The following is a 13,504-nucleotide window of genomic DNA, read 5'->3' as shown; positions in this document are numbered from 1 at the left end:
CCATTCTTGTGGCCAAAACCGTGCCGCAAGAAACATGGTTCTACTTCACAATATATAAGGAACCGTTCAATTAATTTGCTCGCGCCGCCTGGGCTTTGATCGCTAATTGCAGGATCTGCTGGGCGATCACTTGCTTACTGGCCAGCGGCAACTGTTGCGGTGCCTGTTGGGGTTGTAAAACGGTGACCGCGTTGGTATCGTGATCAAAACCGACCTGCGCCTGCGAAACATCGTTGGCCACGATCATATCAACTTTTTTAGTCACCAATTTCTGCTGGGCATTGGCTAATAAATGCTGGGTTTCTGCAGCAAAGCCGATTAAAAATTGCTGCTGCTTTTGCTGGCCTAATTCTGCTAAAATATCCGGATTTTTTGTTAACGCCAACGTATAATCCGCGGTCGTCTTTTTTATTTTATTGTCCGCAACTGTTGCCGGCCGAAAATCAGCCACTGCCGCCGCCATGATCACCAGCTGCGCAGTGGCATAGCGCTGTAACAAGGCCGCGCGCATCGCCGCTGCGGAGTCGACACCCACATAAGTTACCCCCACTGGAACAGGTAAAGCAGTTGGCGCACTGATCAACGTGACCTGGGCACCTAGATTCTGAGCGGCCTGCGCCAACGCATAGCCCATTTTACCAGAAGAATCATTGGTCAAATAACGAACCGGGTCCAGCCGTTCCCGCGTGCCACCAGCAGTGACTAATACTTGCTGACCATGTAGCAGTAAATCGGTATCCTGGGCTAGTAATTTAGCGCGCAGTAGGGCCACAATTTGTTCTGGCTCAGGAAAACGCCCCTTACCACTATAACCTTCCGCTAAAAAGCCCGTATCCGGTTCGATGATGTGTACGCCATCACCCTTCAAAGTCGTCACGTTGCGCTGTGTGGCGGGGTTTTCCCACATATGAACGTTCATCGCCGGCGCCACAAACTTAACCGCAGTAGTGGCCAGCAAAGCAGTACTAGCAAAATCATCAGCAATACCGTGAGCCATTTTAGCGATTAAATCAGCCGTTGCCGGCGCCACCAGGGCGATCTCCGTCCAATCGGCTAATTCAATATGGGCAACTTCATCTGGTGCTAATTGGGCAAAGCGATCCGTGTAAACCGCATGCTTACTCAACGTTTGAAAAGTGAGCGGCGTCACGAAAGCTTGCGCGCCTGTAGTTTCCACAACCCGAACCTGCGCACCTTGCCGAATTAAATCCCGCACTAAATACGCCGCTTTATACGCGGCGATCCCACCACTAACGTACAACGCCACATGTTTTCCAGCCAACAAAATAACTTCCCCCTTATTTGCACCTAAGTAATTAGGCCGCGTCTTGCAACTTCCGCAAATGAACAATAACTTCATCATAGTGATGTGCCAAAACACACGCCGTTCAATATAGCTATTGTAGCAGAAAACCCTAATCTGTGTTACGTGAATCAGTTGGCGTTAATTTTTATTAGCTACCTAACCCAATTCAAGCCACCGTATAGAAAAAGAGCTCGTGGTCAGTATCCGCCGAACTCTTCACCTAAAGTTACATTTAATTGCCTAAACACTATTTTTCGTGCTTATCTGCTTGATCCTGTGCTTCTGCTTCGCGTTCCGTCATCAATGAAGTTGGGTCCACGATCACTTCACCATCAGCGATTTCTTCCAAAGCCTGGCCCACTGTCTGTGGTGAATGATAGTCGCTATCAGGTAACATTCTAATGCCACCTGCTTCGATCTCATGTGCCCGCTTAGCGGATAAAACTGCCAATGAATAGCGTGAATCTACTTTGTCCAATAATTTATCAATTGAAGGATATAAAATCATTTTTCGCCAACTCCTATCATTTTCTCATACTGTGAAATAACCCGCGGCACGCGTAGGTGTTCACTTTCAATAATGTTCTCTATCCGTTGCACTGCATTGGCTACTGTATCATTGACCACTGCATAATCATACTGCCGCATCATTTTGATCTCAGCAACAGCCTTGACCATCCGTTTATCGATTGTCTGCATATCTTCAGAACCACGGCCTTTGATCCGTTGTTTCAATGAGGACAGATCTGGTGGCGTCAAAAAGATGAAAACACCGTCAGGACATTTCTCCCGAACCTGCATCGCCCCGTTAACTTCGATCTCCAAGAAAACATCTTTGCCTGAATCTAAGGTTTGATTAACGTATTTTAACGGTGTGCCGTAATAATGATCAACATACTGCGCATACTCTAGCATACCATCATTAGCAATTTCTTGCTGAAATTCTTCCTTGCTACAAAAATAGTAATCAACCCCGTTAACTTCGCCTGGCCGTGGTTGCCGGGTGGTCATTGAGATCGAATATACAAAATCACGTTGCTGATCCTGAAACATTGCCTTACGTACTGTGCCCTTACCTACACCAGAGGGGCCAGATAAAACGATTAACATCCCGCGTGTCGCCATCGGTTAATTCTCCTTCTACTGACTAAATTTTAATCTCTATTTTGCACTTTTTTTCATGATTTTTCAAGTCTAGTCGCTGATCATACCCGTTAATAGTTGCCGCAACTGATCAATTTCTTCATTGGTCAGCGTTAAGCCCTTACCCATTTTACTGTGATCCGGTGACCAATCACGCAGATCAAATTTAGCTGGCCGACCATTCCAACTGACTAAATTCAATTCTCGAGTCCACCCACTTTTACTTGTGCTTAAAACGCCGATGGTCTCTTCAATCGTGAAGTCTAACGCTGCTGCCATTAAATCCACCTACTTTCTCAGAACATGAATAAAAACAATTTTAGTACCGATCAACCCACAAACTTAACGGTACGCACGGACTCCGTGACCTTTCATTTTGACCAATAAAAAACAAGTCGTTATTGAAGACAAATGAAACCGAAAATGATAATATGTTATGCTGCTACCTACAATTTTTCTAAACTTGCTGTGTCACTGTGCTCTTCATATTCTAGCATATGCTTGCTGCACAAACTGAAGAATTTAACGCGTAAATTTAAAAAAGCATTGCAATTTAGAACAGTTGTTCGTATAATAGAGTTACAAACAAATGTTCGGAGGCAATAAAAAATGGAATTTAACCAAGCAACTTTAAAACAATTTAGCACGCATTTACAATCGTCTTACCAGAAGCTGGTTGATTTTGAAATCCCAGCAGCAACGCCGCAAACGTCTGACCAAGCTTGTCCCCAGATGCCTCAATTCCAAATCGAACAATTTCTCACACAAGCCTTAAATAAGAAACTCGCCGTTACCGTACAATTCAATGACTTTGATCATGGTGGTCAAACGGCTATCAGTGGCTATTTTGAACGCCGCCAACGCGACACGATCATTTTTACCGCTAATGACCACAAATTGATTCACTTAGTTACGGCCAATGCGATCCGCTATATCGCCTTAAATCCAGCTGCATAGTTCATTTATGCAACGTATTTTTCAGTAAGCAAACAATAAACGGTTGTGCCATAAGTTATTTATGGTGCAACCGTCTTTTTTTGCGCTGCCGAACAAATATAACTGGATCGTACGTTATAGCAGCCTTTGAACACACCCTTGTTTTAGGCTTGACGCAGCCGCTTTTTTTCCACTTCAGCCAACTGCAGCAGCTCTTTTGCATGCTCACGCGTCAATTTCGTAACCGCCGTGCCGGAAAGCATTCGTGCTAATTCGTCCACACGTTGGGCCGGAGCCAACTGCACCAAGGTTGTTTTTGTACGTTGGCCACTGACCTGCTTACGAATGAAGAAATGCTGATCGCTCATCGCCGCGACTTGTGGTAAATGGGTGATGCACAAAACTTGTGAAAAACGGGCGATCGCAGAAATTTTATCAGCAATCGCTTGGGCCACACGCCCACTGACCCCAGTGTCCACTTCATCAAAAATAATGCTGGTGATTCCCTGGCTACGGGTGAAAATCGTTTTTAACGCCAACATCATCCGGGAAAGCTCCCCACCAGAAGCAATTTTGGCTAACGGTCCCGCCGCTTCACCTGGATTAGTCTGAATGTAAAATTCCACATCGTCGATGCCAGTCGCAAAAAAGTGTTCGGCGGCAACCGGTTTAAAGTGCACAGAAAAAACGGTTTTTTCCATATATAATGCCGCTAACTGCTGGTGGATCGCTTGACTTAACTTTTTAGCCCCTTGCTGGCGTGTTTTAGATAATTGCCGGCCTAATTTTAATAAGGTTTGCTGTGCTGTGGCCACTTGCTGCGCCAGTTGATCCTCATTGTCGTCAGTGGCTTCCATCTGTTCTAATTCGGCCTTGATCTTAGTGTAATAGCTGAGGATTTGGGCGATACTATCACCGTATTTACGCTTTAATTGTTGGATCAGTTCTAACCGCTTCTCAATTTCATCTAGGCGGCCTTCATCCCACTCCATTAAATCAGCTTGGTTCAACAATTCTGAAGCCGCATCCTGGAGGGTATAATACGCCGTTTGCACATTATCCGCTAATTCCTGGTACGCCGGATCCAGCGCGGCGATCTGTTGTAATTCAGCCATTGCGGCCCCAATATGATCCATGGTCCCGACTTCATCCCCAGCAATGGCCGTATAACTAGTTTTTAAAGCGGCCGTGATCCGTTGAAAATTACTGAGCCGTGCCCGCTCGCTTTCCAAGGTTGTTTCTTCATCCGTCTGCAGCTGGGCCGTAGCAATTTCATCCACTTGAAAACGCAGCATATCTAAGCGTTGCGCCCATTCCTTGGCGTGTGCGATCCGTTTTTGGTAAGCCTTGTTCAGCCGCTGATATTCAAGATAAGCCGTCGTATATTTTTGCCGCTGCGGCCCAATTTTCACTTTGTAGAATTCATCTAATAACGCTAAATGTTTCTCTGGGTGCATCAATTCCTGATGCTCATTTTGACCATGAATATCGACGATCGTTTCGCCGATTTCTTTTAAAGTGGTGGTATTGACTAACTGGCCGTTGATCCGGCAAACGTTGCGCCCAGTTCGGTATAAATCACGCTGCAACAAAATATCACTATCAGCATGCTCAATACCATACTTATCCAACACGGCAAACGTCGCTGACGCTTCCGGCAAATGAAATAAGCCTTGCAAACGCATTTTACTGGCGCCTTGGCGAATAAATTCCTGCGAGCCCCGGCCACCAGCCAAAACACCCACTGCATCAATAATAATTGATTTGCCGGCGCCAGTTTCCCCAGTTAAAACCGTCATGCCTGCTTGAAAAGCAATATTCAATTTTTCAATGATCGCAAAATCACGAATATCTAACTCTTGTAGCACAAAAATCCTCCTTCACCATCAGGAAATAGTCACCATTGCCGTTAATCAAGGTTCCTATTTAAAATTCGCAAAAAAACGAAATTAGCGTTAAAAACAAAGAACTTGCTTAACGCTCAAGCAAGTTCGTCAATATCTGATATAGATCCTGCGCGGCCGCTGGCGTTTTAGCGATGATCAAAACCGTATCATCACCACCAATAGTGCCAAAAGTATCCGCAAATTCCATTTGGTCGATCAACGTTGCAATTGCCGTTCCGTTACCTGGCAATGCTTTTAAAACAATAAAATAATCCTGAATAGCCATCGAAACATAAGCATCATACAATACTCGTTTCAACTTCTTTTCCGTATCCACCGTTTGTTGTGCAGGTAAGCTGTAGCGGTAACCGCCACCAGGTGACGGTACCTTGATCAGTTGCATATCCTTGATATCCCGCGAAATAGTTGCCTGGGTAACCTTTACGCCGGAATTTTCGAGTAATGTAACAAAATCTTCCTGTTTTTGAATGTCATTTTCATTCATTAGCTGCTTGATCAAGCGCTGCCGCTCCGATTTTCGCATACCGTCACCTTGCTTTCCAGATTCTAACTTCATGATAGCTTATTCACTAACAAAATTAAAGCGTTATCTGCCGGCAATTGTCTATTATGCAATTATAATGATGGGCGCAAGGCTTAAATTTTAAAGCGTAAAGCTGCTTTTCAAGTTAGCTTCCCAAAAATAAAACCGGTTACCTTACGTTCAGTACCCAACGCTGGCCAGCTGATTTTTAGGCCTTGGCCCCGTTTAAAGCCTGATAGGCCGCCTGCAAAGTTGCTTCGATCGAAACATTAGGTGCCAATTGTCCTGCCGCGTCTAGATTCAACCGTAAATGGGTAATAAATTCAATATTCCCTTCGCCACCTTTGATCGGCGAAAAGTCTAAATTTAACACGTCATAGTGATGGGCAAGCGCAAAATCAAGAATCGTCTGCAAAACAGCTTGATGAACCTTGCGATCGCGCACAATACCACCTTTGCCTACATTTTCAGGTCCCGCTTCAAACTGCGGTTTGATCAAAGCCACAACGTCGCCACCTGGCTGTAAGATTGTCGCCAAATTGGGTAAAATCAGGCGCAACGAAATAAAGGAAACATCAATAGACGCAAAACTAGGTTGACCTGCGGTAAAGTCGGCTAATTTACTATAACGAAAATTCGTTTGTTCCATCACCGTGACCCGGGGATCTTCCCGTAATTTCCAAACTAATTGATTGGTTCCCACATCCAGTGCATAGCTACGGGCCGCACCATTTTGTAACATCACATCGGTAAAGCCACCAGTGGACGAGCCAATATCTAAAACAGTTTTAGCGGTAACGTCGATTGCAAAGACTTTCAACGCTTTGGCTAATTTCAAGCCTCCACGACTGACGTACGGCATGTGTTTACCTTTTAAATGTAACACGGTATCGTTAGGCAGCTTGCTACCTGGCTTGTCGTAGCGCTGATTATTGGCATCATAAACTTCCCCAGCCATTACCGCCCGTTTTGCCTGCTCGCGGGAATCAAAAAAGCCTTGTTGCTGCAATAAAACGTCGATCCGTTCTTTTTTCATTTATTCTGCCTCCATTATTTAGCCAAAACCGTTAAGAATTCAGCCAACAAACTAATATCAGTGGAAGCTACCAACGGATCTAATGCGTGGCGCGCAGCCGCTAATTCCGTGGTCAAGGCCGTTTGGGCGCCGGCTAAGCCTAATAAACTGGGATAAGTATTTTTACTAGCAGCTTGATCCTGATGCACTGGTTTGCCTAACTCAGCTGCGGTACTCGTAACGTCTAAAATATCGTCGCGAATCTGGAAGGCCAGGCCTAAATGAGCGCCGTAAGCGGCTAAAGCAGCGGTGCGCTTTTCATCTAACGCGCAGATCGTCGCCCCCATCAACAGGCTGGCTTGCAGCAGCGCCCCCGTTTTCCGACGGTGCAAAGCCTTTAATTCAGCCAAGGTCAGCGTTTTTTGCTCGCCTTGCATATCTTCGACCTGCCCAGCAACCATATTAACCGGACCGGCACCATTAGCCAGCTCACGGATCAACTGAACCCTGATCGCCGCAGTAAAACTAGTATCACTAAGCCATTGAAATGCTAACGGTTGCAAGCCGTCACCGGCCAAAATTGCCATTGCTTCGCCAAATTTTTTATGATTCGTCGCTTGCCCGCGGCGCAGATCATCATTGTCCATCGCTGGCAGATCATCATGGATCAACGAATAAGTATGGATCAATTCGATCGCAGCTGCAGCTTGCAAGCTTGCTGGAATCAAGTTAGCCCGAAAGGTTTGGACCACCGCTAACAATAACAAAGGCCGCAACCGTTTGCCCCCCGCCATCACAGAATAACTCATCGCCGCTTGTAACGTAGGCTCAGCAACATCATGGCGCAATTTCATGGCCAGTAAATTATCTACCGCCGGCGTCAATTCAGCCCGAAAATCCGCAAATTTAATCATCATGGTCAGTTCCTTTTTCTTCAAATGGGACTTCGGTACCATTTTCAGCCATCATTTTAGTTAACGTTTTTTCTGCATGGGTCAAGGTATCCTGCAGCGTTTTACTTAAGGTAACGCCCTTTTGAAACTCACTTAGCGCTTGTTCTAAAGGAATATCACCTTGTTCCAAATTTGTGACGATCGTATTCAATGCTTCCAAATTATTTTCAAATGTTGGTTCTGCCATTTAAAACGGCCTCCGTTCTTATTTATCCGTTGCTTGTTGTGGCGTCACACTGAGCACTTTAGTTTTAACCACTGCATCGGTGACATGTAACGCAACTTCATGATTCGGTTTGAAATCTGCGGCCTGCTTTAACACATTACCGCGATCATCGGTGACGTAGCTATACCCGCGACCCATGATCTTCAAAGGACTTAAATAATCCAACGATTGGATCTGCTGTTGAACCTTCTGCTGCTGGGATTTAAAGTAACGCTGCATGGCCACCACTAATTGTTGTTGCAGGCGCGCCACATCCCGCTGGCCTTGTTGGACCCGCGCCTGTGGTTGGTGTTGCTGTAAGTGGCTAGCAGCTAACAAAGCCTGTTGCTGCTTAACTTGCAGCACTTGTTTAAAGCCTGTTTGTAGCCGGCGATTTAATTGATCGACATTTTGTAAATAACCATCGTACAAGCGTTGTGGCTGCCGGAAAACGTATGATTGCCGTAAGCGCTCAACTTGTTTTTTGGCTAAAGCGATCCGATTTTGCAGTGCTTGTAATAGGCGGACCTGTTGTTGTTGTAACTTCACCACTTCATCACTGAGAACAGGCACCGCCAATTCCGCAGCTGCAGTTGGTGTAGCCGCACGGACGTCCGCAACTAGGTCGGCAATCGTGGTATCGGTTTCGTGACCAACTGAAGAGATCACCGGTACTTGGCTGGCAAAAATCGCCCGGGCAACAATTTCCTCGTTAAACGGCCACAGGTCTTCGATTGAACCACCACCCCGACCAACGATCAAGGTGTCAAAATCACCTAATTGATTAACCTGCTGAATTTTAGCCACAATATCCGCAGCGGCATCATTACCTTGCACCACCGTCGGGAACAAAACTAATTGCGCAATGGGAAAGCGGCGGCGCGTGGTCGTAATAATATCCCGAATCACCGCGCCGCTGGGACTGGTGACCACGGCGATGCGCTTAGGAAAACGCACCAACGGTTGCTTTGGCGCATTAAATAAACCTTCCTGCGCCAATTTCTTTTTTAATTGTTCATAGGCCTGATAAAAAGCACCGACCCCATCCGGCTCCATGCGTTCAATGTAGATCTGATAACTCCCACTAGGTTCATATAGTGAAATTCGGCCGACCACCAGCACTTTCATCCCTTCTTCTGGGGTGAATTTTACTTTATTAAAAGCCGAACGAAACATGATCGCACTAATTTTAGCGTGATCGTCTTTTAAACTAAAATATTGATGCGCATTGGGCCGGAGACGAAAATTAGAAATTTCACCAGTTAAATAAACCCGATCCAAATAAGGATCCCGCTCAAATTTAGCCTTTAAATATTTGGTCAAAGTGGTGACCGTTAAATAATCCGTTTGTTCAGCCATGATTTGTTTGACTCCTTGCTAACTGCACGGTTTGATAAAGTGACATTAGGCTCGTCATCGGACCCACGCCACCGGGTACGGGTGTCACCGCACCGGCAGTGGTTACCACACTAGCATAGTCCACATCCCCGACTAAGCGCCCGTCAGCCAAGCGATTCATTCCGACATCGATCACAGTGGCGCCAGGCTTAACCGCACTAGCGTCAATAAAATGAGCCTGACCAACAGCTACGATCAAAATATCGGCTTGGCGCGCCAAACCCGTTAGATCTTCAGTGTGGCTATGAGCAATGCTCACGGTTGCGTCCCGATTCAACAACAACGCTGCCAGTGGCCGCCCAACGACCACACTACGGCCGATCATAACCACATGTTTACCAGCGACCTTGATCTGATAATGATCCAACAATTTTAAAATACCGTAGGGTGTATTGGGAATAGCGTGGGGAGCACCGGCAAACAGATGCCCTAAGTTTAGCGGGTGGACACCGTCAACGTCTTTGGTTGGATCCAGCGCTAGGATAACCTGCTGGCGATCGATCTGCTGCGGTAACGGCATTTCCACCATGATCGCGTTGACCTGCGGATCCTGATTTAATGCCGTGATCACCGCGATCAAGTCTGCCGTAGTGGTCGTTGCTGGTAATGTAGTAGTCATTAACTGTAACCCAAACTTAGCCGCACGCCTTTGCTTACTTTGTAAGTACACTTGACTAGCTGGATCATCCCCAACCAAAATCGCCGCCAAGGTTGGCGTTACTCCGTTAGCTTTTAAATCAGCAATCTGTTGTTGTAGTTCCAGGCTCAGGGCCTGGGCCGCGACTTTACCATCTAATTTTTTCACCCTTGCGCACTCACTTTCTAAAAAAGCTGGACCCACAACCTAAGTCATGTTGCCCAGCCCTAATTATTTTACTGTTTATTCAACCAAATCATGTTGGCGCACGATTGCTGAAAGCACACCATTGATAAACTTACGCGAACGCTCATCACTATATTTTTTGGCGATCTCCAAAGCCTCATTAACCGCAACTTTAGCCGGGACATCTGGTACTTCTAACAGTTCATAAACCGCGACCCGTAGGATCACTAAGTCAGTTTTAGCCAAACGAGCCAGCGACCAATTCGCACTTAAATGTTGGCTGATTGCTTCGTCTAATTGCGGCGTTTTAGCCTGAACGCCAGCCACCAAACTCAATAAGTAAGCCGGTAATTCAACTTCTTCACCAGGGGCTGCTGCCAATGATTCCATTAACCCTTGTTGATCAACGTCCGGATTGGCATTGATGGCAAACAGAGTTTGAAAGGCATACTCGCGGATCTCATGTCGATTAATCACTTATCCTCACCATCTTCAGCAAATAAATTATTGGGATCAACCGCGTTAACCAATTTTTCCGGCACAACACCCACCACGTGAATATTGACTTCCGCTAAATCTAAATCAGTCATAAATAACAATTGTTCCTTGATCGTATCTTGCATTTTTAAAGCAACTTGCGGTACGGACACGCCATAATTCAGATAAGCATAAATATCCGCTTGGATCTGACCGTCCGTCACTACCAATTTAACGCCTTTTCCTCGATCTTCCCGACCAAGTAATTGACTAATACTAGATGACAGAGTACCCCGCATTTTATAAACACCGTCAACTTGACTCGCTGCGATGCCTAAAATGATCTCGATCACTTCAGGGGCAATTTCGATTTTGCCTAAACGGGCGGTGTTCTTACTATCTAAAACGATATTTGTATCTTCAGCCATAATATAAACCTCCTATTACTTAATGAATCCAGCGCTTAAGCTCGTGAAATATAGGAACCATCCTGGGTATTAATGATCAACTTATCCCCATTATTAATGAAAAATGGCACTTGGACCACTAAGCCGGTTTCCATGGTTGCTGGTTTAGGACTGCTTGAAGCCGTTGCACCACGAATGCCTGGTTCAGTTTCGGCCACATCCAGCTCAACGGTATTCGGTAATTCTAAACCTAAAGTTTCACTACCATACATGATCAAATTGACCACCATGTTTTCCTTTAGATAATTTAATTCATCTTTGATCCGTTCTGTCGGCAACGATAATTGTTCATAAGTATTGGTATCCATGAAGACATAATTATCACCATCTTGATACAGATACTGCATTTTTTTGTTATCAATTTGCGCCTTGCCAACCTTTTTACCGGCTTGGAAAGTTTTTTCCTGAACGGCACCAGTCCGTAGATTCTTCAGCTTAGACCGCACGAAGGCGCTCCCTTTACCTGGCTTAACGTGTTGAAATTCAACGACCCGCCATAATTCACCATCAACTTCGATCGTTAAACCCGTTTTAAAATCATTTACAGAAATCACGAAAATGTTCCTCCTTCAAATTACGGTGCCTACACTAGAACCACCTATGTGCCCCGGTTTAAGCCACCGCACAGCTAAAAAATAGCATCAACTAACTATAGCAAGTCGTGCCGTTAGTTGGCAAGTTTTTACACAATAATCAATTCTTTTTTAGGCGCCGTGTTCAGTACTTGATTCCCTGACGACATAATCAGCAAATCATCTTCGATCCGTACGCCCCCTAAACCTAGCAAATAAATACCAGGTTCATCGGTAATGATATTACCGTCAACTAAAGTTAGATCATCAGCATTAGGCGTTGCCAGCGGTGCTTCGTGAATTTCCAACCCAATGCCGTGGCCGGTGCCGTGCCCAAAATAATCACCATAGCCAGCGGCGGTGATCACTTGGCGCGCAACATGATCAAATTGATGGCCGGTTAGACCAGCACGGGCAGTTTTGATCACTTGTTGTTGTGCCGCCAAAACAACCTGATAAATATGCTTTAATTCAGCATCCGGCTCACCAACTGCAAAAGTGCGGGTCAGATCAGAAACGTAGCCTTGATAGTAACAACCAAAATCTAAAGTAACTAATTCATGAGGTGCGATCGGCTTATCGGTGGCCACACCATGGGGCATGGCCGAACGCGGTCCGCTCGCCACGATGGTCTCAAAAGAAACACCACTAGCCCCTAATTTACGCATATAAAAATCAAGTTCGTTGGCGACCTGGCGTTCAGTCATCCCTGGATGGACCATATTCAAGATATGCTGGTACGCTTGATCAGCGATAGCAGCTGCTTCCCGAATCAAATTAATCTCATCAATATCCTTTACCTGCCGCAACTGTTCAACGATCCCGGAGGTGGGTACCAACCCAACATCGAAAATATCCGCTAGATCATCGTAAGTATTAAAAGAAATATGGTCAGCTTCAAAACCTAAAGTTGTCAGCTGTAATTTTGCCAACAAATGACCAATTTCAACGTATAATGGTTCTTTATTTTCTACAATTGCAAAACCGTTTGGGGCAACCTGTTGATAGGCCTGCTGCGTATAACGGGAATCAGTAACGAAAAACGCGCTAGATCGGGTGATCAACGCTGCCCCGGTCGTCCCGGTAAAACCTGTTAAGTAACGCAAATTTGCCGCATTCGTGATCATAATACCATCCAGATCAATGGCGGCTAACTTGTCCCGTAGGCCAGTTAATCTCTGTGCCATCGTTTGCCTCTTTTCTTGTTACTGCAACATTTAAGTGCAAACTAAATTAATTTCTATTATAACAAAGAATAGCGCTAAACAAAATGGTCCTTAGACTCGGTGACTGAAATAGTTAGCGTGTTTAACCACCACCTTGCCAAAGCAACGCTCCCTTAACCTGGCCAAGACCCCGAACGCACACCCTGCAGAATGATTCTTTGCGATTGCTTTTTTGTAATCCAACTTAAGACAACAAAAAAAGCCCGGAACTCAACAAAGTTTTGTTCCGAAGCTTTTGAAATTTCTTATTTAGCGGCAGCTTCAGCTGGGTAAACAGAAACTTTCTTTTTGTTTTTGCCGAAACGTTCAAATTTAACAACGCCATCAGCTAAAGCATATAACGTATCATCGCCACCGATACCGACGTTGACACCGGGATGAATCTTTGTGCCACGTTGCCGATAGAGGATTGAACCACCTGTAACAGTTTGACCGTCAGCGCGTTTGCTACCCAAACGACGACCAGCAGAATCACGACCGTTAGAAGTTGAACCGCCCCCCTTATGATGAGAGAAGAATTGTAGATCCATTTTCAACATATCCGTGCACCTCC

At 45.5% G+C, this 13,504-nt stretch carries 17 protein-coding genes; 1 reads left to right on the top strand and 16 read right to left on the bottom strand.

The window, feature by feature from the left end:
• Nucleotides 1-70: 70 nt before the first annotated feature.
• From coaBC to FFM78_RS01525, 4 genes are all read right to left on the bottom strand, one after another.
• Nucleotides 71-1,285 carry a bifunctional phosphopantothenoylcysteine decarboxylase/phosphopantothenate--cysteine ligase CoaBC gene (gene coaBC, locus FFM78_RS01540; RefSeq protein WP_137636677.1) on the bottom strand — a complete coding sequence of 405 codons (1,215 nt, stop codon included), beginning with the start codon at nt 1,283-1,285 and terminating at the stop codon, nt 71-73.
• Between the two features lie 268 nt (nt 1,286-1,553).
• Nucleotides 1,554-1,814: a DNA-directed RNA polymerase subunit omega gene (gene rpoZ, locus FFM78_RS01535; protein WP_137636676.1), complete on the bottom strand. Its 261-nt coding sequence runs from the start codon at nt 1,812-1,814 to the stop codon at nt 1,554-1,556.
• Entirely contained in the window at nt 1,811-2,431 is a 621-nt protein-coding gene (gene gmk / locus FFM78_RS01530; protein WP_137636675.1) for a guanylate kinase, read from the bottom strand. The genes rpoZ and gmk overlap by 4 nt, the downstream gene beginning before the upstream one ends.
• Nucleotides 2,432-2,500: 69 nt before the next feature.
• Nucleotides 2,501-2,728, bottom strand: coding sequence for a YdbC family protein (locus FFM78_RS01525; protein ID WP_137636674.1), 228 nt, complete (start codon nt 2,726-2,728; stop codon nt 2,501-2,503).
• 330 nt (nt 2,729-3,058) lie between these two features.
• On the opposite strand from FFM78_RS01525, the gene FFM78_RS01520 reads away from it, so the two are divergent.
• On the top strand, nt 3,059-3,406 hold the full coding sequence (locus FFM78_RS01520; RefSeq protein ID WP_137636673.1) for a hypothetical protein: 348 nt from the start codon (nt 3,059-3,061) through the stop codon (nt 3,404-3,406).
• Between the two features lie 143 nt (nt 3,407-3,549).
• Here the strand turns inward: FFM78_RS01520 and recN are convergent, their stop codons facing one another.
• The 12 genes from recN to rpmA all read right to left on the bottom strand — a co-directional run bounded on the left by recN (nt 3,550) and on the right by rpmA (nt 13,490).
• Nucleotides 3,550-5,253: a DNA repair protein RecN gene (gene recN, locus FFM78_RS01515; protein WP_137636672.1), complete on the bottom strand. Its 1,704-nt coding sequence runs from the start codon at nt 5,251-5,253 to the stop codon at nt 3,550-3,552.
• A gap of 106 nt (nt 5,254-5,359) precedes the next feature.
• Nucleotides 5,360-5,815 carry an arginine repressor gene (gene argR, locus FFM78_RS01510; protein WP_171001812.1) on the bottom strand — a complete coding sequence of 152 codons (456 nt, stop codon included), beginning with the start codon at nt 5,813-5,815 and terminating at the stop codon, nt 5,360-5,362.
• A 208-nt stretch (nt 5,816-6,023) separates the two neighbouring features.
• Nucleotides 6,024-6,851: a TlyA family RNA methyltransferase gene (locus tag FFM78_RS01505; protein WP_137636670.1), complete on the bottom strand. Its 828-nt coding sequence runs from the start codon at nt 6,849-6,851 to the stop codon at nt 6,024-6,026.
• Nucleotides 6,852-6,865: 14 nt separating this feature from the next.
• The gene (locus FFM78_RS01500) at nt 6,866-7,744 is read right to left on the bottom strand and encodes a polyprenyl synthetase family protein (protein ID WP_137636733.1); all 879 of its coding nucleotides are present in this window, start codon (nt 7,742-7,744) and stop codon (nt 6,866-6,868) included.
• Nucleotides 7,737-7,970: an exodeoxyribonuclease VII small subunit gene (locus FFM78_RS01495; protein ID WP_137636669.1), complete on the bottom strand. Its 234-nt coding sequence runs from the start codon at nt 7,968-7,970 to the stop codon at nt 7,737-7,739. The genes FFM78_RS01500 and FFM78_RS01495 overlap by 8 nt, the downstream gene beginning before the upstream one ends.
• A gap of 18 nt (nt 7,971-7,988) precedes the next feature.
• Complete coding sequence (gene xseA / locus FFM78_RS01490; RefSeq protein ID WP_137636668.1) at nt 7,989-9,347, bottom strand: exodeoxyribonuclease VII large subunit; 1,359 nt, start codon at nt 9,345-9,347, stop codon at nt 7,989-7,991.
• On the bottom strand, nt 9,340-10,191 hold the full coding sequence (locus FFM78_RS01485; protein ID WP_137636667.1) for a bifunctional 5,10-methylenetetrahydrofolate dehydrogenase/5,10-methenyltetrahydrofolate cyclohydrolase: 852 nt from the start codon (nt 10,189-10,191) through the stop codon (nt 9,340-9,342). The genes xseA and FFM78_RS01485 overlap by 8 nt, the downstream gene beginning before the upstream one ends.
• Nucleotides 10,192-10,266: 75 nt before the next feature.
• Nucleotides 10,267-10,686 (bottom strand): transcription antitermination factor NusB, encoded by a 420-nt coding sequence (gene nusB / locus FFM78_RS01480; RefSeq protein ID WP_137636666.1) that lies wholly within the window; start codon nt 10,684-10,686, stop codon nt 10,267-10,269.
• Nucleotides 10,683-11,114, bottom strand: a complete 432-nt coding sequence (locus FFM78_RS01475) for an Asp23/Gls24 family envelope stress response protein (protein WP_137636665.1) — start codon at nt 11,112-11,114, stop codon at nt 10,683-10,685. Before FFM78_RS01475 ends, nusB begins: the two co-directional genes overlap by 4 nt.
• 35 nt (nt 11,115-11,149) lie before the next feature.
• Nucleotides 11,150-11,707 carry an elongation factor P gene (gene efp / locus FFM78_RS01470; protein WP_137636664.1) on the bottom strand — a complete coding sequence of 186 codons (558 nt, stop codon included), beginning with the start codon at nt 11,705-11,707 and terminating at the stop codon, nt 11,150-11,152.
• Nucleotides 11,708-11,835: 128 nt separating this feature from the next.
• Nucleotides 11,836-12,912, bottom strand: coding sequence for a M24 family metallopeptidase (locus tag FFM78_RS01465; RefSeq protein WP_137636663.1), 1,077 nt, complete (start codon nt 12,910-12,912; stop codon nt 11,836-11,838).
• A gap of 284 nt (nt 12,913-13,196) precedes the next feature.
• Nucleotides 13,197-13,490 carry a 50S ribosomal protein L27 gene (rpmA, locus tag FFM78_RS01460; protein ID WP_137636662.1) on the bottom strand — a complete coding sequence of 98 codons (294 nt, stop codon included), beginning with the start codon at nt 13,488-13,490 and terminating at the stop codon, nt 13,197-13,199.
• Nucleotides 13,491-13,504 lie beyond the last annotated feature (14 nt).

The organism is Loigolactobacillus binensis (genome assembly GCF_005405165.1).
GTDB lineage: Bacteria > Bacillota > Bacilli > Lactobacillales > Lactobacillaceae > Loigolactobacillus > Loigolactobacillus binensis.
Note: the sequence above shows the minus strand (reverse complement) of the source record. Positions and strands in the feature narration are given on the sequence as shown.